The 26,223-nt window shown below is 33.5% G+C and carries 23 protein-coding genes and 1 other RNA gene; 10 read left to right on the forward strand and 14 right to left on the reverse strand.

Annotation, left to right across the window (positions count from 1 at the left end; all coding sequences use genetic code 11):
* Positions 1 to 29: 29 nt before the first annotated feature.
* From ccoG to BLW20_RS03830, 3 genes are read left to right on the forward strand one after another with little or no spacing between them, the layout of a single operon-like run.
* On the forward strand, positions 30 to 1,448 hold the full coding sequence (ccoG, locus tag BLW20_RS03820) for a cytochrome c oxidase accessory protein CcoG (RefSeq protein ID WP_091096530.1): 1,419 nt from the start codon (positions 30 to 32) through the stop codon (positions 1,446 to 1,448).
* Between the two features lie 13 nt (positions 1,449 to 1,461).
* Positions 1,462 to 1,905 carry a FixH family protein gene (locus BLW20_RS03825; RefSeq protein ID WP_091096532.1) on the forward strand — a complete coding sequence of 148 codons (444 nt, stop codon included), beginning with the start codon at positions 1,462 to 1,464 and terminating at the stop codon, positions 1,903 to 1,905.
* Entirely contained in the window at positions 1,905 to 2,600 is a 696-nt protein-coding gene (locus BLW20_RS03830; RefSeq protein ID WP_091096534.1) for a sulfite exporter TauE/SafE family protein, read from the forward strand. Before BLW20_RS03825 ends, BLW20_RS03830 begins: the two co-directional genes overlap by 1 nt.
* A 15-nt stretch (positions 2,601 to 2,615) precedes the next feature.
* Here BLW20_RS03830 and BLW20_RS03835 read toward each other — a convergent pair whose 3' ends face one another.
* Together BLW20_RS03835 and ffs are read right to left on the reverse strand one after the other, a co-directional pair.
* Positions 2,616 to 3,011: a hypothetical protein gene (locus tag BLW20_RS03835; protein WP_091096536.1), complete on the reverse strand. Its 396-nt coding sequence runs from the start codon at positions 3,009 to 3,011 to the stop codon at positions 2,616 to 2,618.
* A 67-nt stretch (positions 3,012 to 3,078) separates the two neighbouring features.
* Positions 3,079 to 3,176, reverse strand: an RNA gene (gene ffs, locus BLW20_RS03840) — signal recognition particle sRNA small type.
* An 89-nt stretch (positions 3,177 to 3,265) separates the two neighbouring features.
* Here ffs and BLW20_RS03845 point away from each other — a divergent pair.
* Positions 3,266 to 4,330, forward strand: coding sequence for a glutaminyl-peptide cyclotransferase (locus BLW20_RS03845; protein ID WP_091096538.1), 1,065 nt, complete (start codon positions 3,266 to 3,268; stop codon positions 4,328 to 4,330).
* Between the two features lie 163 nt (positions 4,331 to 4,493).
* On the forward strand, positions 4,494 to 5,789 hold the full coding sequence (locus tag BLW20_RS03850) for an NAD(P)/FAD-dependent oxidoreductase (RefSeq protein WP_091096540.1): 1,296 nt from the start codon (positions 4,494 to 4,496) through the stop codon (positions 5,787 to 5,789).
* On the opposite strand, the gene BLW20_RS03855 is transcribed toward BLW20_RS03850, so the two are convergent.
* Positions 5,786 to 6,853: a DUF3810 domain-containing protein gene (locus BLW20_RS03855; RefSeq protein ID WP_091096542.1), complete on the reverse strand. Its 1,068-nt coding sequence runs from the start codon at positions 6,851 to 6,853 to the stop codon at positions 5,786 to 5,788. The two genes, BLW20_RS03850 and BLW20_RS03855, sit on opposite strands and share 4 nt — an antisense overlap.
* A gap of 66 nt (positions 6,854 to 6,919) precedes the next feature.
* On the opposite strand from BLW20_RS03855, the gene BLW20_RS03860 reads away from it, so the two are divergent.
* Together BLW20_RS03860 and BLW20_RS03865 are read left to right on the forward strand one after the other, a co-directional pair.
* On the forward strand, positions 6,920 to 7,183 hold the full coding sequence (locus BLW20_RS03860) for a (2Fe-2S) ferredoxin domain-containing protein (protein WP_091096544.1): 264 nt from the start codon (positions 6,920 to 6,922) through the stop codon (positions 7,181 to 7,183).
* Positions 7,184 to 7,287: 104 nt separating this feature from the next.
* On the forward strand, positions 7,288 to 8,751 hold the full coding sequence (locus BLW20_RS03865) for an aminoacyl-histidine dipeptidase (RefSeq protein WP_091096546.1): 1,464 nt from the start codon (positions 7,288 to 7,290) through the stop codon (positions 8,749 to 8,751).
* A gap of 66 nt (positions 8,752 to 8,817) precedes the next feature.
* Here BLW20_RS03865 and BLW20_RS03870 read toward each other — a convergent pair whose 3' ends face one another.
* The 6 genes from BLW20_RS03870 to BLW20_RS03895 form a co-directional block, all read right to left on the reverse strand.
* Positions 8,818 to 9,837 carry a hypothetical protein gene (locus BLW20_RS03870; protein WP_091096548.1) on the reverse strand — a complete coding sequence of 340 codons (1,020 nt, stop codon included), beginning with the start codon at positions 9,835 to 9,837 and terminating at the stop codon, positions 8,818 to 8,820.
* Between the two features lie 45 nt (positions 9,838 to 9,882).
* Positions 9,883 to 13,554, reverse strand: a complete 3,672-nt coding sequence (gene purL, locus BLW20_RS03875; RefSeq protein ID WP_091096550.1) for a phosphoribosylformylglycinamidine synthase — start codon at positions 13,552 to 13,554, stop codon at positions 9,883 to 9,885.
* Between the two features lie 68 nt (positions 13,555 to 13,622).
* On the reverse strand, positions 13,623 to 15,140 hold the full coding sequence (locus tag BLW20_RS03880; RefSeq protein WP_091096552.1) for a hypothetical protein: 1,518 nt from the start codon (positions 15,138 to 15,140) through the stop codon (positions 13,623 to 13,625).
* Positions 15,137 to 16,093: a WaaS/CpsH family glycosyltransferase gene (locus BLW20_RS03885; RefSeq protein ID WP_091096554.1), complete on the reverse strand. Its 957-nt coding sequence runs from the start codon at positions 16,091 to 16,093 to the stop codon at positions 15,137 to 15,139. The genes BLW20_RS03880 and BLW20_RS03885 overlap by 4 nt, the downstream gene beginning before the upstream one ends.
* Before the next feature lie 11 nt (positions 16,094 to 16,104).
* Complete coding sequence (locus tag BLW20_RS03890) at positions 16,105 to 17,052, reverse strand: WaaS/CpsH family glycosyltransferase (protein ID WP_091096556.1); 948 nt, start codon at positions 17,050 to 17,052, stop codon at positions 16,105 to 16,107.
* Positions 17,053 to 17,055: 3 nt separating this feature from the next.
* Positions 17,056 to 17,982, reverse strand: coding sequence for a glycosyltransferase family 2 protein (locus tag BLW20_RS03895; RefSeq protein WP_091096558.1), 927 nt, complete (start codon positions 17,980 to 17,982; stop codon positions 17,056 to 17,058).
* 89 nt (positions 17,983 to 18,071) lie between these two features.
* Here BLW20_RS03895 and BLW20_RS03900 point away from each other — a divergent pair, with 89 nt between their 5' ends.
* Both BLW20_RS03900 and BLW20_RS03905 read left to right on the forward strand, forming a co-directional pair.
* Complete coding sequence (locus BLW20_RS03900; RefSeq protein ID WP_091096560.1) at positions 18,072 to 18,857, forward strand: glycosyltransferase family 2 protein; 786 nt, start codon at positions 18,072 to 18,074, stop codon at positions 18,855 to 18,857.
* An 8-nt stretch (positions 18,858 to 18,865) separates the two neighbouring features.
* The gene (locus BLW20_RS03905; protein WP_091096562.1) at positions 18,866 to 19,633 is read left to right on the forward strand and encodes a lipopolysaccharide kinase InaA family protein; all 768 of its coding nucleotides are present in this window, start codon (positions 18,866 to 18,868) and stop codon (positions 19,631 to 19,633) included.
* Here BLW20_RS03905 and BLW20_RS03910 read toward each other — a convergent pair.
* The 5 genes from BLW20_RS03910 to BLW20_RS03930 all read right to left on the reverse strand — a co-directional run bounded on the left by BLW20_RS03910 (position 19,614) and on the right by BLW20_RS03930 (position 24,398).
* On the reverse strand, positions 19,614 to 20,381 hold the full coding sequence (locus BLW20_RS03910) for a glycosyltransferase family 2 protein (protein ID WP_091096564.1): 768 nt from the start codon (positions 20,379 to 20,381) through the stop codon (positions 19,614 to 19,616). The two genes, BLW20_RS03905 and BLW20_RS03910, sit on opposite strands and share 20 nt — an antisense overlap.
* Before the next feature lie 42 nt (positions 20,382 to 20,423).
* Positions 20,424 to 21,488, reverse strand: a complete 1,065-nt coding sequence (locus tag BLW20_RS03915; protein ID WP_091096567.1) for a glycosyltransferase family 9 protein — start codon at positions 21,486 to 21,488, stop codon at positions 20,424 to 20,426.
* Between the two features lie 69 nt (positions 21,489 to 21,557).
* Positions 21,558 to 22,073, reverse strand: coding sequence for a tetratricopeptide repeat protein (locus tag BLW20_RS03920; RefSeq protein ID WP_091096568.1), 516 nt, complete (start codon positions 22,071 to 22,073; stop codon positions 21,558 to 21,560).
* A 100-nt stretch (positions 22,074 to 22,173) separates the two neighbouring features.
* On the reverse strand, positions 22,174 to 24,027 hold the full coding sequence (locus BLW20_RS03925) for an LTA synthase family protein (protein WP_091096570.1): 1,854 nt from the start codon (positions 24,025 to 24,027) through the stop codon (positions 22,174 to 22,176).
* Between the two features lie 158 nt (positions 24,028 to 24,185).
* Positions 24,186 to 24,398: a hypothetical protein gene (locus tag BLW20_RS03930; protein WP_091096573.1), complete on the reverse strand. Its 213-nt coding sequence runs from the start codon at positions 24,396 to 24,398 to the stop codon at positions 24,186 to 24,188.
* Positions 24,399 to 24,519: 121 nt separating this feature from the next.
* Here BLW20_RS03930 and ettA point away from each other — a divergent pair, with 121 nt between their 5' ends.
* Positions 24,520 to 26,208 (forward strand): energy-dependent translational throttle protein EttA, encoded by a 1,689-nt coding sequence (ettA, locus tag BLW20_RS03935; protein WP_091096575.1) that lies wholly within the window; start codon positions 24,520 to 24,522, stop codon positions 26,206 to 26,208.
* Positions 26,209 to 26,223 lie beyond the last annotated feature (15 nt).

The raw sequence follows: 26,223 nt of genomic DNA on the forward strand, positions 1-26,223 counted from the left end.
TCAAAAGGAAACTAATAAAATACAAAAAAATGAGTAAGGTAGCCGACGATAGTTTTAGAGACAGTATCGGAACAATTGATAAAGAGGGAAAAAGAGCCTGGGTATATCCTAAAAAGCCCGAAGGTAAATATTACAACAAGCGTAAAATGGTCAGTTATTTACTGTTAATCGTTTTATTTGCTGCACCGTTTATCAAAATAAACAACAATCAATTGTTTTTGTTTAATGTGCTGGAACGAAAGTTTTCTATTCTCGGATTTACGTTTTGGCCGCAAGACTTTTACATTGTTGTAATTGCAATGATTATAGGTATTGTATTTGTTGCATTGTTTACCGTTGCTTTTGGTCGCATTTTTTGCGGATGGATCTGTCCTCAGACTATTTTTATGGAAATGGTTTTCAGAAGGATAGAATATTGGATAGAAGGTGACCGCGGAGCACAAATCAGGTTAAACAAACAACCTTGGAATAAAGAAAAAGTTCGAAAAAAAGGCATTAAATGGTTCTTGTTTTTTATCATTTCATTTCTAATTGCAAATGTGTTTCTTGCTTACGTTATTGGTTCAGACCAAGTGTTGCTGATGATAAAACACGGTCCGCAAAAACATCTTTCTACATTAATAGCATTATTGATATTTACCGGGGTATTTTACTTTGTATTTGCATGGTTTAGAGAACAGGTTTGTATCATTGCTTGTCCGTACGGACGTTTACAAGGTGTTTTGTTAGATGAAAAATCAATCGTTGTGGCGTATGATTATGTACGGGGAGAATCAACAAACGGACGGGCAAAATTCAGAAAAAACGAAGATCGCACCGAAAAAGGAGTAGGAGATTGTATCGATTGTTTCCAATGTGTACATGTTTGCCCCACAGGAATCGATATCAGAAACGGAACGCAGTTAGAATGTGTAAACTGTACTGCTTGTATTGATGCGTGTGATCATATAATGGAATCGGTAAATATGCCAAAAGGATTGATCAGATACGCATCGGAATCTGAAATTTCAAAAAAAGAAAAATTTCAGTTTACCGCCCGCATGAAAGGATACAGTGCCGTATTGCTTATTTTGATAGGTATTTTAACCGGCTTATTGTTTTTACGCAGTAATGTTGAAACCAAAATTCTGCGATTACCCGGACAGCTGTTTGAACACAAAGGCGAAAATATCAGCAATGTTTACACGTATAAAATAGCCAATAAAACCGCCCGTGATTTTGATGAGGTTACCATTAAGCTGATCCAACCCGAAGGAAAAATAATTTTGGTAGGTAACAAAATGATAAAAATACCAAAAGAAGGAATGGTTCAGGGAACGTTGTTTATAGAAATTCCGCAAAAGCTTTTACAAAGTGATAAAACCGAAGTACAGCTCGAAATTTATAACAACGAAGAATTAATAGATCAAACAAAAACCAATTTTTTGGGACCAAGAAGTTTTAATTAAAAATTTATACAAGATGAAATTCAATTGGGGAACCGGTATTGTAATAGGTATTATATCTTTTATGGTATTTATCTTACAATATGTTATTCGTGTACAGGTTGATCCACAATACGATAACGAATTAGTTACTGAAAATTATTATCAGAAAGAACTGGAAGTAAACAGCAACTTTGTTCAAAAACAAAACGCTTTAAGCTTAACCGGTTTAGATATTAAAACCACACAAAAGGGCATTGAAATATATTTCCCTGAAGCTTTTAAGGCACAGGATATAAAAGGAAATATATCCCTATACAGACCATCGAACCAGGCTCTTGACCAGACATTTCCATTAAATTTGTCGTCAAATTATTTGCTTATACCTAAATCCCGCCTGGTCGATGGTCGTTGGGATATCTCATTAAACTTCAGTTATAAAGATACAACATATTTAAAAGAACAAACATTGGTTTTATAATGATTATTCCGTTGCTATTGGGCTTATTCAGCAGTCTGCATTGCGTAGGTATGTGCGGACCCATAGTACTGGCATTGCCTGTACATAACCTAACCATTGAGCAAAGAACACTGCGTATTATTGCTTATCATTTAGGAAGAATAGGTATGTATGCTTTGCTGGGAGCTTTTTTTGGAACCGTAGGTAAAGGGTTGTTCATAGCCGGATTTCAACAAAATATCTCTATTTTATTAGGAGTTTTATTGATTCTTTTTGTACTCTTTTTTAAAGAACGATATTTACAAAACACATTGATTTTTAATTCTAAATGGTACTTTAAATTTAAATCGCTTTTTAATATCGTCATTAAAAAAAGAACCTTAGGTTCATTTGTCGTATTAGGGTTACTCAACGGATTATTACCTTGTGCCATGATTTACACTGCCTTGTTTGGAGCTACTGCTACACAAGGCACATTGCAAGGATCCCTGTTTATGTTTTGGTACGGTTTGGGCACGATACCTTTGTTAACTGTAATAGCCTGGGCAGGTCAATGGGCAACCGCCACACACAAGAAAACCTTTAAAAAGCTAACATCTGTATTTTTAGTATTAACAGGTATCTTGTTAATTATCCGCGGATCAGGAATAGAGATTCCTTACATTGCGCCATCTACCTTGCAATTATTTATCTCAGGCAACCCACAGTGTTTTTAGAGTAATTAGAAATGTTTATTGAGTATTACTGATTTCTATCTTTTCAAATAAAAATTTCCTGGAACCCGCTTGTACATTATTATCTACATCGGTAGTAATATTCTGGAAACTTTCAAAAAGTTTATATCCGTTAAAAGCAAGGAAATTAAGTGCTTCTATTTCAGAGTTAAATCTTTTTTCTTCATTATTTTCCTTTACGACAGCCAGATCTTTTAATTTTTTTCCGAATGTTAAAGCAGGAATCTGACCATAATCAATCAAAAGATATGATGAAGTAAATAGTGTTTTTGGTTGAAATTCAACAACAATATATTTAGCAGGAAGATCCTTTAACGAAATTTGATTAACTTCTTGAGCCTGGATTAATTGAGAAGAGATAAGGAATGTGAGAATGTATATAAAATGTTTCATAAAATTTAATTTTTATGACCTAATACAAACTTCATTCCAAAAAAAATCAACCCAAAAGGTTGATAAAAATGGCAAGCGACCTACATCGCACCGCTACAACCACATACCTTTGCTGCGTTCCCACCCTGGAGGAGTCTGCAGGAGCTGGTCGTGTAGGACTTGCCGTTGCAAATATACAAACAAATTATATTTAAGCAAGCCTTTTGTTAAATAAAAAAAGCGTTGTATTATTGTATTATTAATTAAAAGCAATAATGAAAAAATATAAATACTTAGCATTCTTTGCGTTATCAGTACTTATTGTAGCTTGTGAAAAGGAGAAAAAAAATGTAACTATCGATTCGTCAAAATTAAAGCAAACGTATGCTTTAAGCGAAGATGTTGTTTTACAGTTAGATAGTAATTCTGCAAGCGGGATTGACTCTGTTCAATATTTTGTAAACGATCGTAAAATAGGATCAGTTAAAGAAAATAATGCTTTAACGTATAATTTATCTAATGTAAAATATGGCGTACAAAATATTAAGGCAATTGCTTTCGAGAACGGAAACCCTTATGAAGCATTGATTGAAATCGACGTTTTGTCTCACGTTCAACCTGCCGTATATTCATACACCGTTGTAAATACCTATCCGCACGATATAAAAGCCTATACGCAGGGGTTAGAATTTTATGGAGATATTTTAATTGAAAGTACCGGAAACGGAGAAGGCATAGGAACGCGTACCAAAGGAAAATCGAGTGTGCGTAAGGTAAATCCTAAAACCGGTGAGGTGATTAAGATGAATGAATTAGATGATACAATTTTTGGGGAAGGAGCTACTGTTCTGAATGATAAAATATATCAGCTGACATATAAAAACAATGAAGGATATGTTTACAACATAGAAACTTTAGAGAAAGAAAAAACGTTGCCCTATTTTCAAAAAATGGAAGGTTGGGGATTAACAAACGATGGAACGTATTTATACATGACCGATGGAACGGATAAGGTTTATAAATTAGATCCTGAAACTTTTAAAATGATTGATTATTTTGTGGTTTCAACAAATCGTGGTACTGTACCGGCGGTAAATGAATTAGAATGGGTAAATGGTGAAATTTTTGCAAACTTTTATGGTCAGGATGCGTTAGGAATTTTTAGTCCGGTTGATGGGGCTGTAAGTGCGGTAGTAGATCTAAGCGAATTAAAAAGCAAAGTTACACCACACCCCGATTTAGATGTTTTAAACGGAATTGCCTACAATAAAAAAACCGATACGTTTTTTGTAACAGGAAAAAACTGGGATAAAATGTTCGAAATTAAAATAAACAGATAACAAAAACCGTCCAATTCTGGACGTTTTTTTGTTTTAAGAACACAAAATTTACCTTAAGGAGAAAGATTATGTGTTTAAAATGAAAGTGTAAAAATCAAATAAAATTAATACCCCTTATTACTAATAACTTCGTAATTTTGCATAAACAACAAACAATAGTAATATGCTGAATATTCCAGACTCTAATAACCCCAGAGTTGTAATTATAGGTGGCGGATTTGCCGGTGTTTCATTAGCACGAAAGTTAAAAAATAAAAATTTTCAGGTTGTTTTGTTAGATAAGCATAATTATCACAATTTTCAACCCTTGATGTATCAGGTAGCAACCGGCGGATTAGAATCGGGAACGATTGCTTATCCGATTCGTAAAATTGTTAAAGAGCATAAAGAAGCATTCTTTAGGATGGCTTTGGTTGAAGAAATAGATACGGAAAATAAAAAAGTATTAACCGATATTGGTACGATTTATTACGATTATGTAGTCATAGCAACAGGTTCTACCAATAATTATTTCGGAAATAAAGAAATTGAAAAGAACAGTATGGTAATGAAAACCATACCCGAAGCTTTAAATATACGGAGTTTGATTCTTGAAAATTTTGAACTGGCTTTGCAAACCAATAATATGGAAGAGCGTAAGACCCTGATGAATTTTGTTATTGTTGGAGCTGGACCAACGGGAGTGGAGTTGGCAGGTGCATTGGCAGAAATGAAAAATGCCGTTTTTCCTAAAGATTATCCCGATTTAGATCTTTCAATGATGGAAATCAATCTGATTCAGGGCGGAGAACGGATTTTAGATGCAATGACCAAAAAATCGTCAAAAGCAGCAGAGAAATTTTTGAAAGAATTAGGTGTAAAAATCCATTTAAATACCATTGTTACCAATTATGATGGTGTAACTATTGAGACGAAAGGTGGCTTATCTATTAAAACACAGGCTGTTATTTGGTCGGCAGGGGTAAAAGGAGCACCGGTTGACGGTATTTCGCAGACTTTAGATCGTGCTACCCGAATCAAAGTAAATGAATTTAATCAGGTAGAAGGTTTTACAGATATTTTCGCATTGGGCGATGTAGCGGCAATGTACGGAGAAAAATATCAGTACGGACATCCAATGATGGCACAACCTGCTATTCAGCAAGGAGCATTGTTGGCAGAAAATTTAGAACGTTTAGAGAAAAAGCAATCGCTTAAAAAATTTGTATATAACGATAAAGGTTCCATGGCAACAATCGGTAGAAACAAAGCTGTTGTAGATTTGCCTAAACTGCATTTTAACGGAGTTTTTGCATGGTTTGTATGGATGTTTGTCCACTTATTCTCATTAATCGGATTTAAAAATAAAGCATTGGTATTCTGGAGCTGGGTGTACAATTATTTTGTTTTTGATCGCGAATCGCGTGTAATCATTCGTCCGTATCGTAAAAACAGAGATATTAAAACAGATGACAATTAATGGTGTGGATATTTTTTATTGTAATTAATCAACAATCCCACAAATTTATTATATGACTGAATGCCGTCTTTTTGGTTGTTAATCTTTAAAAACCGACCGTAAAGATGTTTAAAAAAATACGAAGAAATGTTTCGCTTACTTTGCCAAAATAGTTCGCTTTCCAAAATATTTTGTTGAACGCCTACATTTAAACGGTTAAAAAGTAACTGATACGTTTCTTCGTTTTCATTTCGGTACTGTTTCAAACAATATTTTAAAGCATATAAATTAGCGGCATATTTAAATTTTACGTTTTCGCTTTGCAGCAGTACCTGATAACCAAAGAAATTAGCTTCGGTTTCACTCGATATTCCCAATTGATGTGCCATTTCGTGGGCCACTGTTACCGGCATTCCTATTGTCGGAATTTGAATATTTACCTGATTTTCGTGTGTAAACGGATTAAAATATCCGCTAAATCCGGTATATGATTGTAAAGCCGAATAAAACGATGGCTTTACATTGTTAATTTTATTAGTTGTAAGAATCTTTTTTAAATGATCGGGCAGTTTGGCGTAATTTAATTTTGCATTTTTATTGAACAATTCCAAATCTTTTTCAATCACCACTTTTTGAAGAGAACCTCCGGTAATTAACAAATGTTGATGGTTTACGATCATAGTCAGCTTGTTGGTCAGCGTTTTTAAATCTTCCATGTCGTAATCGCGATCTAATTCTAATTGATAGGCAATCGAGTATTTATAGTTGTTAAAACCCCAAAACAACTGAAAAATTCCGAAAAATGATGCAATCGCAATCATTAAAAAAAAAGACAATTTCCGAAATAATCCCTTTTTAATCAGCATAACGATTTTATAAATAACAAAAACAATAATTACGGCATAAAACACGTCGCCTAAAGAAAAAGAAAACAGATTTGTTACTGTGTGCAACAATTGATCTAAAAATGTATAAAATCGCTGATTGTAATATGTTGTGAAAAATTCCGGAAAACCGGGAGCTAATAAATAAGCTATACACACAACAATAATCAATCCGATTAAAAAAAAATATTTTTTTTTCATTTAGGGCATTTATTTAGAATAAATAAAAATTAATAATTATATTTGTACTCGTTAAAGATAAGAATAATGAGTAAATGTAAATCTTTTGATGAAGTAATTTATTTTTGCGATGGAAAGAAATGCTGCAGATACAATGAAGAAGCAAAATCATGTTTAAAAGAATTACTAAATGACACAGGTTTAAACAAAAATGTTTTGTTAGAAAAAATGAAATGCCAGGGAATGTGTAAAAGCGCACCGGTTTTTTACATTAATTCAGAAAAAAAATATAAGAAAGAAGTTACCAAGAAAAAAGCAAAAAAATTATTTGATAAATATATAGTTGCTTAACTTAAAATTAATTATTGTTTTATTTTGTATGTAGCCATTTTAAACTTGTTTTAAAGTGGCTTTTTTGTTTGATAATAACTAACTTTGATTAAAATTTAAAAGATATGAGTCAAGATATTCGCAATTTAGAGCCACTGCCACTGTGGAATCACTTTGCAGATTTAAACGCAGTTCCGCGTCCGTCTAAAAAAGAAGAACGTGTCATTGCCTTTATGAAACAATTTGGAGAAAATTTAGGATTACAGACCTTGGTAGATGAAGTAGGTAACGTGATCATTAAAAAACCGGCTACTCTGGGTATGGAAAACCGTAAACCAATCGTTTTGCAATCGCATTTGGATATGGTTCACCAAAAAAACAACGATACCGTTTTTGATTTCGACACCCAAGGAATCGAAATGTATGTAGATGGAGATTGGGTACGTGCTAACGGAACCACATTAGGTGCCGATAACGGAATTGGTGTTGCAACCATTATGGCAATTTTGGCATCGAATGAAATTCAACACCCTGCCATTGAAGCATTGTTTACCATTGATGAAGAAACCGGAATGACGGGTGCTATGGGCTTAAAAGGCGGATTGTTAGAAGGTGAAATCCTATTGAATTTAGACACTGAGGAAGATGATGAAATTGATATAGGTTGTGCCGGAGGGGTAGATGTTACCGCTCATGCTGAATACGATGAAGAAGACACGCCTGATGGATCTGTTGCTTACAACATAACCGTAAAAGGGTTAAAAGGCGGGCATTCAGGAATGGATATCCACAAAGGTTTGGGCAATGCCAACAAAATTATGAATCGCTTGTTATTTAATGGTTTTGACAGTTTTGGCTTACAAATTTCAACTATTAACGGCGGAAGTTTACGCAATGCCATTCCACGCGAAAGTGTAGCAGAAGTAATCATTGCCAAAGTGTATGACGAAGCTTTTGTATTTGATATGCAGCAGATTGTCAATGAAATAAAAACCGAATTGGCAACAATGGAACCTAATCTGGAAATTATTTTTGAGAAAAAAGACAGTTTACCAGCAAAAGTAATGCCTCCGGTGGCACAGTATTATTTGGTTCGGGCTTTATATACAGCACATAACGGTGTATATAGAATGAGTGCTGATTTTGAAGATTTGGTAGAAACATCTAATAATATCGCAAAAGTAACGGTAGGAAACGGCAAATTGCAAGTACAATGTTTAACAAGATCATCAGTAGAATCATCAAAATTTGATTTAGCGAATGCCTTGCGTTCTGCTTTTGAATTAATGGGTTGCGAAGTAGAATTCTCAGGTTCTTATCCGGGATGGACACCAAATCCTAACTCCTCAATTCTTAAAGTTTTAGATGAATTATATGAAAAACAAAACGGAAAAAAAGCAAATGTCGTTGCTTGTCACGCCGGATTAGAATGCGGAATTTTAGGAACTAATTATCCTGATATGGAAATGATTTCGTTTGGACCAACCATTCGCGGAGCGCATTCACCAGAAGAACGGGTTTCTATTTCATCAGTTCAAAAATACTGGAATTTTGTGTTGGAAATTCTTAAAAATATTCCGGTTAAATAATAAAGTACTTTAATTAAACATCCCCAAAAACACCCATATTTGGGGATGTTTTATATATTGAAAATTTTATATATTAAACTCAATTAAAACGTATGAAGTTTTTGAGTCATTTGTTTGGGTAGTGTGATAAACTTCGGCGATAACGGCATTGTTTGAAATCCAATAGACAGATTCTTTTTTTACTTTAAAATTGGTAAAGTTTACTAGGAATTGCTCTGTAAAATCAAAATCGTTATTTAAGCTTTGTACGATAAATAAGCTTCCCACATCATTATCGTTATAGAGTTGGACAAAATGCCGATTGTTTTTGTTGTAAACAGGCAAACTTTTTGTGTATAACGGAATAATGTTTGATCGACGCTTGCTATAATATGCATAATACGTATCTCCTTCTTCTTGTACTTCAAAAACGTATCGTTGTAAAGCGGCGCTGAATCCTTTTAATAGATTAAATGCCGTACCTTCTTCAGTATCATTTTGCTGTGGAATTTCTATTTGTTCCCCACTGTTTGTTTGAAAAGAATACGTTTTGGTTTCATTATTAAAAGAGATATCATTGGCATGTGTTATAAAATTTGATACCAATTTGTTCTTTTGTTTTTTGTAGAAATCGTATGATACCAATTTGATTGTTCCGTATTTTGAAAAAGATTTGTCTTGATCGTTATAAACACCTTTTAAATTACTATATCTGATTTCATCTAAATTTACAAGATCTAACGAGTAAGGATCTTTCTTCTCGAAAAACTCTTTTTTAACATACCCCTGATAGCTTACCGGATTATTTCCGTATTGAAAGTAGTTTACTTCGTAAAAATCATCATCTTCAGCAACTACAAACAACCTTTGATCAGGAGATTTTTCTATGCGTTTAATCTGGCTGTTTACCGTGTCTTTAGAAGCAAACATAACAACCGTTTGGTTTGTAGCAAACAGCAATTCTTTTTCTAAAGAATCAAGCTCAAAAGGAATTTTTTTAAAAGGAGTCAGGGTTTCGATGGTATTTTGTGGCGTTTGCTCTTTCTTACAAGCAATGAAACTGCCTAAAACCGAACATAATAATAAAAGAAATCCTACTTTTTTCATAACATAGTTTTTAAAAGTTAAAAGCACCCGTTAAGGTGCTTCTACTTATTTTTTATTTTCTTCGCACCATTTACGGGCATTTACAAAAGCTTCCACCCACGGAGAAACTTCGTCTTTTCTTCCTGCTGGGTAATTTGCCCAGTTCCAAGGGAAAACAGAACGTTCTATGTGTGGCATCGTAACCAAATGTCTTCCTGTTTTATCGCACATCATTGCGGTGTTGTAAGCGGAGCCATTTGGATTGGCAGGATATGCACTGTAAGCATATTTAGCCACAATATTGTATTGATCTTCGTTGTTTGGCAATACAAATTTTCCTTCTCCGTGCGAAATCCAAACACCTAACGTACTTCCGGCTAAAGAAGACAACATAACAGAGCTATTAGGCTGTACTTTTACCGAAATAAAGTTTGATTCGTGTTTTTGTGAAGTATTGTATGTCATTTTTCCATGAACTTCGTGTTCCGGATTGATCAATTCCAATTCCATAAATAACTGACAGCCGTTACAAATTCCTACAGATAAAGTATCAGGACGTGCAAAGAAGTTTTTCAATGCGGTATTGGCTTTTTCATTGTACATAAATGCACCCGCCCAACCTTTGGCAGAACCTAAAACGTCAGAATTTGAAAATCCGCCCACAGCACCAATAAACTGGATATCTTCTAAGGTTTCACGACCCGAAATTAAATCGGTCATGTGAACATCTTTTACGTCAAAACCAGCCAAGAACATGGCGTTTGCCATTTCGCGTTCAGAATTTGAACCTTTTTCACGGATAATTGCTGCTTTAGGTTTTGGTTTTGAACTATCAATTGTAGGTTTGCTTCCGTTGAAATGGAACGGAAAACTAAACTGCAAAGGTTGTTTTTTGTAGTTCATTAAACGCTCGCGCGCCATTCCGTTTTTAGACTGTTTTTTGTCTAAATAATACGAAGTTATAAACCAGGTGTCGCGCAATTCGTTAATGTTGAAATTGTATAAATCGCCATTAAAGAACAATTTTAATTCGTGTCCTTCAGATGGAACGCCAATTTTTACGAATTCAACTCCGTTTGCAGATAGTTTATTTTCAAAAGTACTATCGTTTTGTGCTTGTAAAACCACTGCGATGTTTTCGTTGAACAATGCTTTAATGATGTCCGGTTCGTTTAATCCTGTTAAATCAATATCTGCATCTAAATTATAACCTGCAAAACACATTTCAAGCAATGTCGTAATCAATCCACCAGAACCCACATCGTGTCCGGCTGCAATTTGATGATCATTTATTAATTCCTGAATGGTATTGAACGCCTTTTTGAAATAAGCGGCATCAGTTATGGTAGGAACTTCGTTTCCAACTTTATTTAAAATCTGTGCAAAAGACGAACCACCAAGTTTAAGTTTGTCTTTAGATAAATTGATGTAATAAATTGATCCTGCGCTTTTTGATAAAACTGGTTCAACGACTTTGGTAATATCTGTACAGTTACCGGCAGCAGAAATAATTACCGTTCCCGGAGCAATCACATCGCCTTCAGGATATTTTTGTTTCATTGATAAGGAATCTTTTCCTGTAGGAATATTAATTCCTAATTCAATCGCAAAATCAGAACATCCTTTAACAGCTTGATACAAACGGGCATCTTCTCCTTTGTTGTTACAAGCCCACATCCAGTTGGCAGATAATGATACACCGCTTAAACCGTTTTTCAATGGAGCAAAAATAATATTAGATAAGGCTTCACCAATAGCATTTCGACTTCCTGCAACCGGATCAACCAAAGCAGTTACAGGCGAATGCCCTACGGTGGTTGCAATACCCTCTTTTCCTTTGTAATCTAACGCCATTACCCCCACGTTGTTTAAAGGTAACTGTAACGGTCCCACACATTGTTGTTTAGCCACACGACCACCCACACAACGATCTACTTTATTGGTTAACCAGTCTTTACAGGCAACAGCTTCTAACTGCAATACCTGATTTAAATAGTTGTAAACTTCTTCTTTTTCGTATGTTAGTTCAGCATAATTGTATGTTACGGTTTTATCGTTCATTATGGTTTTAGGCGATGAACCAAACATATCTTCTAAAGCAAAATCCATAGGTTTTTCGCCAGTTGTAGAAGATTCAAAAGTGAAACGGTTATTGCTTTTCACTTCGCCCACGTTGTACATAGGTGAACGTTCACGATCGGCAACTCGCTGTAATGTTTCCAGATCATTTTTACCGATAACCAACCCCATACGTTCTTGTGATTCGTTACCGATAATTTCTTTGGCAGACAACGTAGGATCGCCCACAGGCAATTTGTCTAAATCAATCAAACCACCCGTATTTTCGACCAATTCAGATAAGCAGTTCAAGTGTCCTCCGGCACCGTGATCGTGGATAGAAACAATAGGATTGTGGTCTGATTCTACCATTCCGCGTACCGCATTTGCTGCACGTTTTTGCATTTCAGGGTTAGAACGTTGAATGGCGTTTAATTCGATACCTGAACCAAAAGCACCTGTATCAGCAGAAGAAACTGCCGCACCACCCATACCGATACGGTAGTTTTCACCACCTAAGATCACTATTTGGTCGCCCTCTTTAGGATCTTGTTTTTTAGCTTGATCTAATTTTCCGTATCCAATACCACCGGCCTGCATAATTACCTTATCGTAACCAATTTTGCGATCGTTTTCTTCGTGTTCAAACGTTAAAACCGATCCGGTAATTAAAGGTTGTCCAAATTTATTTCCAAAATCAGAAGCTCCGTTTGAGGCTTTAATTAAGATATCCATTGGCGTTTGATACAACCAGTTGCGTTCTTTCATTCCGTTCTCCCAATCACGGTCGTCAACCAATCGAGAGTAAGAAGTCATATAAATTGCAGTTCCCGCCAATGGCAATGAACCTTGACCACCTGCTAAACGGTCACGGATTTCTCCGCCTGAACCGGTTGCAGCACCACTGAAAGGTTCTACCGTGGTAGGAAAGTTGTGCGTTTCTGCTTTTAACGAAATAACCGAATCAAATTCTTTTTCAGAATAAAAATCAGGTTTATCGGCAGCATTTGGTGCAAACTGTGTAACACGCGGACCTTTTACAAAAGCTACATTGTCTTTATAGGCTGAAACAATATCGTTTGGATTTGTTTCAGATGTTTTCTTGATTAATTTAAATAACGATGTAGGTTGTTCTTCGCCATCGATTACAAAAGTTCCGTTGAAAATTTTGTGACGGCAGTGTTCTGAATTTACTTGCGAAAAACCAAATACTTCAGAATCGGTCAATTTTCTGCCTATTTTTTCAGAAACGTTGTTTAAATAGGCAACTTCTTCATCACTTAACGATAAACCTTCCTGTTGATTGTAAACAGCAATGTCGTCAATCTCTAAAACAGGTTGTGGTTCAATGTCAATGGTAAACATTTCTTGCGTTAACGCAGCGAATTTCTGAGAAATCATGGGGTCGAAATCTGTAAAATTTTCGTCAACTTTCTGGAATTCTTCAATACGAATGATCCCGTTGATTCCCATGTTTTGTGTTATTTCTACGGCATTGGTACTCCACGGAGTAATCATTGCGGCACGTGGACCAACAAAATCTTGATTGATTGAAGGTGTTTCTATTTGTGTTGCATTGCCAAAAAGCCATTTTAGCTTTGCTACATCTTCAGTATTTAAAGGAATTGATGTTTGTACAGCGTAAACCGTACCAGACGCGTTTTCAAAAAATTGAATCATCGTTAAATGTTTGTTGTGTTGTTTGAAATAAAGAACAAATTTACTACTAAAAATTTATATTGGCAATATTAATCTGCTGATGAATTTACGTGTTGATAAGCACCTAAATCGGCAGAAGTTAATCTGCTTTTTCCTAATAAATCCTGAGGAACCTGCTGGGCATACGCAGCATTTCCAAAGTTAATTAACGACGTTGCCTTATCGGTAATCATTAGTTCATTTTTACTGGTATTGAAAAAATAAGGTTGGTGTTCATTAAAAGTTTTAGCAATTAAACTATTGGTGTAATACGTGTTGTTGGTAAACTGGTAAGGAAAACTTTCGGTGTTGAATCTGTTGGCTGAATTTAAAAATTTGATTAAGCTGTATTCAAATGTAAAGCTGAAATTGGTTTCTTTGTTCGCTGGCACTAATAAAAGCGATTCGCTGGCATTGCCGTAAATAATACTGTTTTTAAACCGGGCTTGTAAGGCAAATTCGTTTGTTCCGTCGCCATTATTTATGATTACAGCTGTTTGGTTTAACCGGCTCCAGTAATTGGCAAAGGTACAATGTATGAAATCATATGTTCCTCCGTAATTGATGTTTAAAGCCGCTACGCCACAATTATTTGTCACAATATTTGTACCGGTCACGTGAGCCACCTGTAACAGCAATCCGTTTTTTTCGCAGTTGTAAACCTGAAGGTTGTTTAAATTAACAGGAAGTTTATTTTTGTTGATGAATAACCCATCAATGGCGTTTTTGATGATGACATTGCTAAAAGAAGCATCGCTGTCTTGACTGATCCAGATACCGTCCCATTGTCCGGGAGTGTCTTCAAAGCTTGGTTCTAAACGATCACCCTGAAAAACAATTGGATTTTCAATAGAACCATTGGCATTGATTGCTGCATCTGAAAAGGTAACCAAGCCTGAATTTCTGTGAAAATGCACTTCGGCACCTTCGGTAATGGTCAGAATTTTATTGGGAGGCACCGCTGCATAACCATAAATAACATAAGGTTTATCGTTTGTCCATTCCAGTTCATTGCCATTTACGGCATCGTTTTCATCTAAAAAGAAACCGTAAATTTGTACATCGCCAAAGTTCAGACTTTCATAAGAACCATCCTGAAATTTTTGCGGGTACAGAAAAACAGCATCTTTAACCAAAGTAACCAGGTTTACTTTTTGTTGCTGGCTACCGCTTTGAAACAAAATTTCGTCGGTATATAAAAATTCCTTCCCGTTGGTTTGTTGTTTGATATCAACTGTGGTTTCTACAAAAATAAACATACTGTCATTAGCCAGCAATTCCACATTTTCAAAACTTTTGCCTGCCATTCCGTCAACCATTAAACGAAAATTTGAACTTTCGCCTTTACTTAAACGAATCGAAGGAATTTTAATGTCTTTATTGCTTTTATTGTATACTTTTAAATTATACGTACTTGAGCCGATGTTTGAAAAAATGGTATCCAAATAAACGGTGTCTTTAGAAAACGCTAATTCGGAACCAGATGAAGGTTCAAAATTAAAATCGTCACGGCAGGAAACGAAGCCGATGATGAAGAATAAGATGATGATGTTGTAAAAAATTCTCATTGTAAAATATTTTCTAACCAATTTTTTATATGGTATTTGTTGTAAACTTCCTGCGGTAGCTTTTCAAACGGAGTATTTAAAAAAGAGTCAGGAATATTCAGATTATCGAAATCGGTTATTATAAAGATATTCTTTTCATTGTAAAAATCATAATTCTTTATGTTAGAATTATTTGTTATTAATTTTCGCTTCAAACCTAACGCTTCGTAAGGACGCATAGATAAGCCTTTTTGATTGCTATGTGCAATATCAATAACTATTTTAGTGTTTTCGGAATATTGGTAAATTTGTGAAAAAGGCGTACTAGTTTCAGTTATTGTAACCCCGTTGACGTTTACAGGTTTTGATTTTGATTTTGTTTTTTTTGCAACAATCAATGCTTGGGCATTCCATTTTTTTTCTTTTAAATAGGTTATTACTTTTATTATATTGTTTAACCTTGCATCTTTTGAGCCAAAAAAGAACGCGTCGTATGTTGGAAGTTTATCTGTTTTTTTATGAATATAAAAATTAGATATTTTCTTAAAATTATAATTGTTACAATCTTTTTCTTCAAAACTATAAAAGTCGTTAAAGTATGGTAAGGTGCTTTTTAATTTAGGTATTTTATCAAAGCTATCCCAATAAACTACTTTACGTGATTTGACGTTATCTTGAATGAAATTTAGAACTTTTGGGTGCAGTAAATCGGGTCTGAAAATTAAACAAACATCATATTTTTTTTGTTGATTTATATGGTTTAATTGTTGTTTTGCTTTCCAATCTTTTTTTAATGTTTTGTTAAAAAATATTTTTCCTAAAAGATTAAAAATACGTTCAAAACTGTTTTTATATTGATAACTTTCAGGATCGATTTTGACAATCTGATATTGCTCCATTTTTTCTAACTGATTTAATATAGCTAAATCAATATCAAAATGGTTTGGTGCAAAAAACAACAAATTCTGTTTCATAGTTAAATTTATTAAAAACTAAAAGCGGTTCGTATCCAATTATCTAAAGTGTATTTTTGATAGAGTTCTTCAGACAAAGGTTGGTATTCTGAATTTAAAAAGGTTTCTGGAATTGTAATATTCTCATTATCAATTACTAATATGTTGTTTTCGTTGTAAAAATCGTAGTCTTTAATTGTTGTATTATTTGTAATAATTTTTTTGTGTAATGCCATTGCTTCAAAAATTCTGAAACTTAAACCGGTTTGATTTTGCCGAACTAAATCGATTAATATTTCGGCCTCTTTCATTTTTTCAATAACAGTATCTAACTTAATATGTTGCTCTGTTAAATGAATTTTTTTATTTACTTTTTTTGTTGCAGGGTTAGCTACTATAAATTCGTAATTTAAATTATTTGCGTCTAAAATATCTGCAATTTTACTTAGTATAATTTCGCGTTCGTGGGACTTAGATAAAATCATAAAAGCCTTGTTTTTTGGTATTGTATTTATATGTTTATCTAAGTAAATATAATTAGTCAGTAAAGATAGATAACTATGTTTTTTTACATCATTAATATCAAATGAGAAAATCTTATTAAATAATGTATTATGATTTTCAGGTAACGGGATTCTTGCTAAAGAATCATAGTTATAAGCAATAAGTTGATTGGTTTTAGCACGAAATAATGCTAAAATATCTTTTCTAAATAAACCCGGATTAACCATTAACACATAATCTTGTTTTGGCAATTCGTTAATCATTTTAATTAAAGTTCTGTTGCGGTAATCTTTTTTAATGTTTTTACCCAAAAATACTTTGTTTAAAAAATTACCGGCACGATGCCATTTGCTTTTATAAATATATTTAATAGCATTAAGATCTAAAAAAGTTACCTCTATGTCTTTTTGAATTAGAGAATCGGCAATTTTTTTATTAAATCCCCACAAATCAAAGGCTAAGATAGTTATCTTCATAAATTAAATTTCTGTTATTTTTTGTTGTGTTTTTAAAGATTTTGATAAAGGTGCGCCTTGTAAGTACAATAGTAAAAACGACCATTTGCGTGGTTTTATTATGCTTGCAAAAAAAGTTGTAAAAATTAAATAGATTAAAAGTAGATGTTTGCTTAAACAGCCAAAGTGTTTTTGAACCAGATAAACCAGCGATATTTTTAATTCTTTCTTTATGCGGTCACTGTGTTCAGTACTGATTCCATGGTAATGAAGATATTTTGCCGAAGGTACAAAATAGCAATTTTTTCCAATGTTTTTTAAGCGTAAACACACATCTGTTTCTTCATAATACAGAAAAAGATTTTCGTCAAAGCCGCCAATTTCATTAAAACTGTTTCGATCAACCAGCATAAAACTACCTGAAACAGTATTGACTTTCATGGATTGGTTATATGATTTTTTTCGTCTGGGATATTTTTTTGAATCAATCAATTCAAGGAATTTCCTGCCAAAAATTTGTCGGGTGGTAGTGGCATAATGATCAAACGAAATAATTTCTTTTTCATGCTCGTTATAACTTTGCCCACCAACAATTCCAGCTGTTTTATTGTGTGTTATAAAATGGTAAAGTTCTGAAAGACAATCGTTAATAAACAAGGTGTCATTGTTTATAAAAGCAACATATTCTGAAGGCTCGGCATACTGAATTCCCAACATGTTTCCACCACCAAAACCTTTATTGATTTTACTTCTGTGTACCGATACTTTTGAGTGTGATTTTTGGTCAAAATAATTTTTTAAATAATAATAATCTTCTTTAGCAGAATTGTTGTCAACCACATAAATTTTAAAGTTAAATGTATCGGGAGTTTTTGCTAAAATACTCTCGATACACGCTACGGTATATTTGCTGGTGTTGTAATTTATTATGATAACTGCTACTTTTAACATAGATTATTTTTGGGTAAAAATAAATAAAATTCCAAGTTATACCTACATTAAAGTCTTATAATCTATATTTGTACCATTATTTAAAATGAATGAAAACAGCGTTACTCATATCAACCTATAACTGGCCGCAGGCATTAGAACTGATTTTTAAAAGCATACACGAACAAACTGAAATGCCCGATGAAGTACTAATTGCCGATGACGGTTCTACTGAAGAAACTAAAAAGCTTATCGATGATTTTATTGGTAAAAGTACGTTTAAAGTGCTTCATGTGTGGCACGAAGATTTAGGTTTTAGAAAAGCAATTGCTTTAAACAAAGCAGTTGCCAAAAGCAGTTGCGAATACATCATTCAGATCGATGGAGATTGCATCATTCACCCAAAATTTATTGCCGATCATAAAAAGAATGCACAAACAGGATTGTATTTATACGGAACCAGAGCTACCATCACAAAAGATGCTTTACCAGGAATTTTTAAGGGTAAACAAACAAAATTCAACTTTTTTTCAAAAAATTTAAAAAAGCGTTCGCGAACCATTCACAGTACGTTGCTTTCTAAAATGTATCAACCACATCAGCATTTTTCGGGTAATTTCCGTGGATGCAATGTATCGTTTTGGCGGGAAGATTTTATAAAGATAAACGGATATAACGAAGCGTTTGAAGGGTGGGGCAGAGAAGACAGTGATTTGGTCATCCGTCTGGGAAACATGGGGGTTTGGGCAAAGCGTTTGCGTTATGCAGGAATTGTTTATCATATTTACCATCCCGAAAATTCAAGAAACAGGTTAGATGCAAATGATGCCATTCAACAGCAATCTATCCATCAAAAAATAATTCAAATAGAAAAAGGAGTTTCTCAATATTTATAATTTATAAAATGAAATTAACTATAAATCCGGAATTCAAATCAATTGAAAATGAACTTATTGACGCGATTGAAAATTTTGATAAAAGAGGGCAACTTTTAGTCAAAGGCAGTCGGAATACCATTAAAATTTTTCAATCTTCTTTAGGCGAATTAAATATAAAATCGTTTAAAAAGCCCAATTTCATCAATACCATTGTGTATCGTTTTTTGAGAGATTCTAAGGCAAAGCGTTCGTATGATTTTGGTTTAAGATTGCTAAAAAAAGGAATCGGAACGCCCATGCCAATAGCTTTTGTTGAATTTTCACAAGGAGTAGGGTTAGGAAAAAGTTTTTATGTGTGTCAGCAAATTGATGCGGAATATACGTACCGGGATCTGGTTGAAAATCCTGAATTGAATCATCACGATGAAGTATTACGTGCCTTTACCCGGTTTTGTTACCAATTACATGAAAACGGAGTAGAGTTTAAAGATCATTCGCCCGGAAATACGCTTATAAAAATAAATGAAGATCAATCCTATTCGTTCTACCTGGTGGATTTAAACCGAATGAACTTCCATAACCAACTATCGTTTGAGCAACGAATGTACAATTTACGCAGATTAACTCCCAAAAAAGAAATGATTGCTGTAATGGCAAACGAATATGCTAAAGTTTATACCGAAAAATCTGAAGCCGATATTTTTCAGCTTTTATGGCAATATACTACTGATTTTCAGGAAAAATTCCACAGGAAACAACGCATAAAAAAGCAGGTTAAATTTTGGAAGAAGTAGCTTGTTCTTTCATCAATTTAAACATTTCTTTATAGCGTTCGCTGATTGCCTGTGCATAAATCTTGGAGATAATGTATCCTTTTTTACCATCTAAAATTCCCAAACGGAAAAAATAACGGTTTAAAAAAGTATAAACAGGATGAAAAGCAGCCATAAAAACAGAAGGCTTTACATTTTTTTTAATTTTTTCTATAGCTTTAAGCTTGTTGTAATAAATTGCTTTATCTCTAAAATGTTCGTAACTGCTGTAAGAATAGTGCGTTAAGTAATTTTGTAACGTTCCGGTATGGGTAATATTTAGTTTTTCATGAACCAAACCACGGTATTCCGCACCTTCTTTCTGGAAAAGCCTTAAGTTTTTATCGGTTCTTAATCCGGAAAAGCCAATGGGCTTATCTAAAAAGTAAAATTTTCTTTTAAAATAGTATCCTTTTTTGGGATTGTTCAGTTGAACAGTGGTTAAAATTTCTTCTTTTAAAGATTCAGAAATTCTTTCATCGGCATCTATAAAAAGAATCCATTTGTGACTGGCATATTGCAAGGCAATATTTCTCTGGCTGGAAAAATCCGTAAAAGTATGCTGATAAACTTTTACGTGGGTAAATTCTTTTAAAATAGCCAAAGTTTCATCGGTACTATAAGAATCTACAATAATAATTTCGTCGGCAAAATCCAGATTATTTACTAAATCCCGTATATTTTTTGCTTCGTTAAGAGTAATTACCAATGCAGAAATCTTTGTACTCAAAAGGTGTTGTTTTTAATGAATGTTTTAATATGGCAAAACTATCTATTTTAAATGCAAATTAAGAAATTTTCTTAACTTTTCTTTAAATAAATTAAATTCTAAAAGTGCGTAAAATCTATCGGCCTGTTTTTTTATTTTTTTGTTGGATAACCCTTTCAGTTCTTCGGGGAAATAATCTTTTAAATGAACACTTGTATGATTAATGCCGTCTTCAAAAGTGGCCCAGACATTTTTGTCGATCCAAGGCGAAAAAACAATAAATGTTTTTTTTCCTAAAGCTTTAGACATATTGATTGCACCACCGTCGTTACCGATAATCAAGTCGCATTCGTTTGCCAAAGCTATAAACGAACGTAAATCGCCGCCCAATAGATCAAAATAAATTTTAGATTGTGTTTCGGCTGATAATTGATCGTAAACTTCTTTTGCTTGATTTTTTTGCGATGGAAAGTAATTGAACAAAATATTAATATCGTAATTCAGACCTAAAAAATCAACCATTTGTGCCATTTTATCCAACGGATAGGTTTTACTTTCGTCGGATCCCAACAAACTAATCATCACCGTTTTTCTGTTCAAGTTAACCAGATGTTCTTTTAAGCTGTTTTTAGCTTTTTCAATTTCTTTATCAGTCAGATACAATTTGGGTTCGGTTGCTAAAGGTTTTTCAATTCCCAAAGGTTTTAACAAAGCCAAACGATGTTCAATTGCCAAACCTAAATGTGATTCTGGCTGGGTGTGTTTTATAACATTATCGGTATATAGAAACGTTCTTCCCGACTTTTTATACGAAATTTTTTTAGTTGCCTGATTGATGAAAACATTTACCCAGCTTTGAATTTTTGAATACGCATCAATAACAATATAGTATTGGTTTTTATTGACTTCTTTGCTAAAACGGATTAATTTTAGCAAACCTTTGTTTTTCTTTTCGTTAAAAACAATTAATTCATCAATAAACGGATTGTTTTCTAAAACCGGCAACGTATTACTGTTGACCAGATAGTGAACAGTAGCGGTTGGAAAAGCTTTTTTAAGATTTTTGCACAACAAAGAGGAAATAAGTACATCTCCAATCATTTTGTGCTGAATTACTAAAATCTTCATATCATCGTGTTGTCGGACAAATCTAAGAAAATTATATATGTAATTTTACAATATACAATTATACTTTCTTTATAAATTCTCAGTAGCAGCATTTTCTTCTTCTATATTTTGCCCTGATTTAAGCATATTTAATGCTGTTTTAGCAAGATTACTATCAGGAAATTCATTCAAAATTTCTTGATAATAATACTTTGCTTTGTTCCCGTTTCCCATTTGAGCATAACTAAAAGCTATATTATTTAAGCCCATTTCTATATAGCTTATTTTTGAGTCAGATAAAAGTGTTAAAAATCTATATTTATCAATCCATTTGTTTTCTCGAAAATAGGCAACACTTTTTTCGAAAGATTTGATTGCACCAGAATAATCATTTAATTTTATAAGATTAATCCCTTTCTTATGATCTTTAGCAAAATACGAGCGTGATCCATATGACAATATCAGATAGGTTAATGCTCCTAAAAGAACTGGTTCATCAATATCTAATAAGTAATAGATGATTATGAGAACTGCCATAAAAACTACTTGAGTGATTACAGTAATCCAATTTGTTTGTTTTATCGTTGGAATATTATTTTTTGACATATCTTGTAATATTAAGATTAATTTTATGTTTAAAATTTAGTTTATAATAAAACCTTACTTAATTATTCTGTATTTTACAATAGTACAAATTAATATTTATTTATCGAACGGTCAATTGATTTTTTGAAACTCTGTGATTAAAAGATTGTATATAGGCTTTTATAAAACGCTCCATTTTTTCTTTTGTTTCAGGTTCTTTTTCAATTATATTTTCTTTTAAAAGCGGATCTTTTTTCCAATTGTAAAGTCCTATAGTCTTGGTTCCGTCGAACGCCAGGTAATAATCGCCCATTTCCAGATTATAGATATTATCCAGATAATTGACAACAAAATCTTGATTTGACTTATACGATTTTCCGTACGAAACTAATTTGGTATTTAACTGAAGATAATCAACCAAGCTTGGCAAAATATCTATTTGCTGAAAATTTTTTTCATTAGTGGCGATCATTGTTTCATCGCAGGGAACAAAAAACATAATAGGAATACGAAATTTTCCTACATTGTTTTTATACTTTGGTTCTTCACCAGTTGAAGAAGTGTGATCTGACGTAATAACAAAAATGGTATTGTTAAACCACGGTTTTTTTTCTGCCGATTCAAAGAATCTTTTTAAAGCATAATCGGCATAAGCGATTGATTCGTGAATTTCGGTTGATCCTTTTGGAAATTTTCCTTTATATTTTTCGGGAATTGTAAAAGGTGCGTGTGATGAAATGGTAAATAAAGTGGTGAAAAACGGTTGTTTAAAAGTGGTTAATTCTTTAGCGAAAAATTGTAAAAAATCTTCATCGAAAACGCCCCATTTTCCATCGAAAGATTCGGGACCTTTATATTCGTTTTTCCCGTAATAACGATCGAATCCTGCAACATCTGCATATTGATCAAAGTTTTGACTTCCGTTAAAAGCACCGTGGAAAAACGAAGTGTTGTACCCGTTGTCTTTTAATATTTTGGGTAATCCATAGACATTATTTACAGCATAACAAGATGAAATAAAGCTTTTGTTCATTAAACTTGGAACGCTTGAAAGAGTAGAGGGAACTGCATCAATTGATAACTTTCCGTTAGCAAAACCATTTTCAAAAAAATAACTTTTCTGAATTAATGAATCTAAAAACGACGTTTGTCCACGTTGTATATTTTCTCTTCCAAAGCTTTCTAAAATCAATAAAACAACATTTTTTTTATTTGAATTTTCGTATGAAAACGATTGGATTGGATTAAAAATACGTTCCGCTTGCTTATCATCAAAAAAATGTACTTCTTTAAGATTGTTCTTTTTACTGAGTGTTTTCATTACTGTAAATGGTGTATTGAGAACCAAAGCAGAAGTTCCGATAGGTCCATATTCAGAAGCGTCAACAATTCTAAGAGGTTTACGATCAATACCCCGACCGGCTGTAAAGAGTAAAATTACCGTGAATAATAAACTTGTGGTTGAAACGAAATTCGAAGATGTTTTTACATTTCGATACTTTATTTGCTTTAAACCAAGCCAGAATATAATAAAAGTTAAAGTAATAAAAAGTGGAATTTTCCAATAATCGACAAAATAAGATGCGATCAGTCCACCTATTTCATTAGTCATTCCTTCAGCTGTAATCATCGAGAACGAGCTTCTTCTTCCCACAAATCTAAAATATTCATAATCAATGAAATTCAGACAAATAAAAATTCCGTTAACTAAAAAGAAACTTATAAAAAGGCTATTTTGATACATTTTGTTAGTCTGAAATTTTCCGGGAATTAAATGAAAAACAGCAAATAATATATTAATATAGCCTAATACCGATAGATCAAATATAAGTCCGCCAATAAATACGTTGCTACTTATTTCAGGGAAAAAAGATTGGTTATAAAGATAAAATCCTACTCTGATAAGTTGATAAATAACTACTAGTAAAAGAAATCTCTGGATAAATAAAGTAAGCGTATTTTTAGTTTTGTTCATGATTTTTACCAAATTGAGCGGCAAAAATCCGATTTTATAAAAACTTAACCAAAAAATAATATTAGAAATGTTTTATTAATAAAAATAATTAAATAAGTTATAAGCTTTTATTTTTCTATAACAAAAAAGGAACTTTTTTAAAGTTCCTTTTTTTGACATTATATTTTAATATAATTTACTTCGTTTTCGTATGATCGAACAGCACCACCTTTTAATACCACGATTAATCTGCCTTCATCGCTCCATCGTGCAGTTTCCACTTCTTCTCCTACAAAAAGTTCCAATTCTTTTCCGTTTTCGTCAATAACGTATAAAAACTGACCGTTTATTCTAAAATTATTTGACTTTTTAAAATTTTCTGTAAATTCCATATCTATATATTTTAATCGTAAAAATACAAAATGCTTTTTAATTGCAAGCAGATTAATTTATTTTATTAAACCAATTTTAAGTGGTATTTTTGAAATTCATATAACATTTGTTAAAAATATTATGTCAGACGATAAAAAAGTAATTTTTTCTATGTCGAAAGTAAGTAAAACCTACTCATCGACAAACAAAACAGTGCTTAAAGATATTTATTTAAGCTTTTTTTATGGAGCTAAAATCGGAATTTTAGGTTTAAACGGTTCTGGTAAATCATCCTTGTTAAAAATTATTGCGGGCGTTGATAAAAACTATCAGGGCGATGTGGTTTTTGCACCGGGTTACACTGTGGGCTATTTAGAGCAGGAGCCTCAGTTAGATGAAAGTAAAACCGTAATTGAAGTGGTTCGTGAAGGAATGGCTGAAATTGTTGCAGTTTTAGACGAGTTCAACCAGATTAATGATATGTTTGGTTTGCCTGAAGTGTATGAAGATGCCGATAAAATGCAGAAATTAATGGATCGTCAGGCTGATTTACAAGATAAAATTGATGCTGTAGGCGGTTGGGAATTAGACAATAAATTAGAAGTGGCCATGGACGCGCTTCGCTGTCCGGAACCCGGCACCCCAATTTCAGTACTTTCAGGCGGTGAACGTCGTCGTGTGGCATTATGCCGTTTGTTGTTACAAGAACCTGATGTGTTGTTGCTCGATGAGCCTACCAACCACTTAGATGCAGAATCGGTTCACTGGTTAGAACAACATTTACAGCAATATAAAGGAACCATTATTGCCGTAACCCACGACCGTTATTTCTTGGATAATGTTGCCGGATGGATTTTGGAATTAGACAGAGGAGAAGGAATTCCGTGGAAAGGAAATTATTCTTCGTGGCTGGATCAAAAAGCAAAACGCTTGGAACAGGAAGAAAAAACCGCATCGAAACGCAGAAAAACGTTGGAACGTGAGTTAGATTGGGTGCGACAGGGAGCCAAAGGCCGTCAAACCAAACAAAAGGCACGTTTACAAAATTATGATCGTTTGTTGAATGAAGATCAAAAACAGTTAGAAGAAAAGCTGGAAATCTATATTCCAAATGGTCCGCGTTTAGGAACAAATGTCATCGAAGCAAAGAATGTAGCAAAAGCATTTGGCGATAAAATTTTGTATGATAATCTGAATTTCACACTGCCTCAAGCAGGTATCGTTGGAATCATTGGTCCTAACGGAGCGGGTAAATCGACTATTTTCAGAATGATTATGGATGAAGAAACACCCGATGCCGGTGAATTTGTAGTGGGTGATACAGTGAAAATTGCCTATGTAGATCAATCGCATAAAAACATCGATCCTGAAAAGTCTATTTATGAAAATTTCTCCGAAGGTCAGGAATTAATCATGATGGGTGGTCGTCAGGTAAATGCACGTGCGTATTTATCTCGATTTAATTTTGGCGGATCGGATCAAAACAAAAAAGTTTCAGCATTATCTGGCGGAGAAAGAAACCGCTTGCATTTAGCAATGACTTTGAAAGAAGAAGGAAATGTTTTGTTGTTAGATGAGCCTACAAATGATTTGGATATTAATACGCTTCGTGCCTTAGAAGAAGGTTTGGAGAATTTTGCAGGTTGTGCCGTAATTATTTCCCATGACCGTTGGTTTTTAGACCGTGTGTGTACACACATTCTAGCATTTGAAGGCGATTCTGAAGTTTATTTCTTTGAAGGATCTTTCTCTGAATACGAAGAAAACCGTAGAAAACGTTTAGGTGATGTAGCACCAACCAGAATCAAATATAAAAAACTGGTACGATAATATAAAATCCGGTCG

The sequence above is a fragment of the Paenimyroides marinum genome (assembly GCF_900108395.1).
Lineage (GTDB): Bacteria > Bacteroidota > Bacteroidia > Flavobacteriales > Flavobacteriaceae > Flavobacterium > Flavobacterium marinum.

What these genes read in the sequence shown, in the direction of transcription:
- ccoG (WP_091096530.1), top strand. Translation starts at nt 30, where the DNA reads ATGAGTAAGGTAGCCGACGATAGTTTTAGAGACAGTATCGGAACAATT.
- BLW20_RS03825 (WP_091096532.1), top strand. Translation starts at nt 1,462, where the DNA reads ATGAAATTCAATTGGGGAACCGGTATTGTAATAGGTATTATATCTTTT.
- BLW20_RS03830 (WP_091096534.1), top strand. Translation starts at nt 1,905, where the DNA reads ATGATTATTCCGTTGCTATTGGGCTTATTCAGCAGTCTGCATTGCGTA.
- BLW20_RS03835 (WP_091096536.1), bottom strand. Translation starts at nt 3,011, where the DNA reads ATGAAACATTTTATATACATTCTCACATTCCTTATCTCTTCTCAATTA.
- BLW20_RS03845 (WP_091096538.1), top strand. Translation starts at nt 3,266, where the DNA reads ATGAAAAAATATAAATACTTAGCATTCTTTGCGTTATCAGTACTTATT.
- BLW20_RS03850 (WP_091096540.1), top strand. Translation starts at nt 4,494, where the DNA reads ATGCTGAATATTCCAGACTCTAATAACCCCAGAGTTGTAATTATAGGT.
- BLW20_RS03855 (WP_091096542.1), bottom strand. Translation starts at nt 6,853, where the DNA reads ATGAAAAAAAAATATTTTTTTTTAATCGGATTGATTATTGTTGTGTGT.
- BLW20_RS03860 (WP_091096544.1), top strand. Translation starts at nt 6,920, where the DNA reads ATGAGTAAATGTAAATCTTTTGATGAAGTAATTTATTTTTGCGATGGA.
- BLW20_RS03865 (WP_091096546.1), top strand. Translation starts at nt 7,288, where the DNA reads ATGAGTCAAGATATTCGCAATTTAGAGCCACTGCCACTGTGGAATCAC.
- BLW20_RS03870 (WP_091096548.1), bottom strand. Translation starts at nt 9,837, where the DNA reads ATGAAAAAAGTAGGATTTCTTTTATTATTATGTTCGGTTTTAGGCAGT.
- purL (WP_091096550.1), bottom strand. Translation starts at nt 13,554, where the DNA reads ATGATTCAATTTTTTGAAAACGCGTCTGGTACGGTTTACGCTGTACAA.
- BLW20_RS03880 (WP_091096552.1), bottom strand. Translation starts at nt 15,140, where the DNA reads ATGAGAATTTTTTACAACATCATCATCTTATTCTTCATCATCGGCTTC.
- BLW20_RS03885 (WP_091096554.1), bottom strand. Translation starts at nt 16,093, where the DNA reads ATGAAACAGAATTTGTTGTTTTTTGCACCAAACCATTTTGATATTGAT.
- BLW20_RS03890 (WP_091096556.1), bottom strand. Translation starts at nt 17,052, where the DNA reads ATGAAGATAACTATCTTAGCCTTTGATTTGTGGGGATTTAATAAAAAA.
- BLW20_RS03895 (WP_091096558.1), bottom strand. Translation starts at nt 17,982, where the DNA reads ATGTTAAAAGTAGCAGTTATCATAATAAATTACAACACCAGCAAATAT.
- BLW20_RS03900 (WP_091096560.1), top strand. Translation starts at nt 18,072, where the DNA reads ATGAAAACAGCGTTACTCATATCAACCTATAACTGGCCGCAGGCATTA.
- BLW20_RS03905 (WP_091096562.1), top strand. Translation starts at nt 18,866, where the DNA reads ATGAAATTAACTATAAATCCGGAATTCAAATCAATTGAAAATGAACTT.
- BLW20_RS03915 (WP_091096567.1), bottom strand. Translation starts at nt 21,488, where the DNA reads ATGAAGATTTTAGTAATTCAGCACAAAATGATTGGAGATGTACTTATT.
- BLW20_RS03920 (WP_091096568.1), bottom strand. Translation starts at nt 22,073, where the DNA reads ATGTCAAAAAATAATATTCCAACGATAAAACAAACAAATTGGATTACT.
- BLW20_RS03925 (WP_091096570.1), bottom strand. Translation starts at nt 24,027, where the DNA reads ATGAACAAAACTAAAAATACGCTTACTTTATTTATCCAGAGATTTCTT.
- BLW20_RS03930 (WP_091096573.1), bottom strand. Translation starts at nt 24,398, where the DNA reads ATGGAATTTACAGAAAATTTTAAAAAGTCAAATAATTTTAGAATAAAC.
- ettA (WP_091096575.1), top strand. Translation starts at nt 24,520, where the DNA reads ATGTCAGACGATAAAAAAGTAATTTTTTCTATGTCGAAAGTAAGTAAA.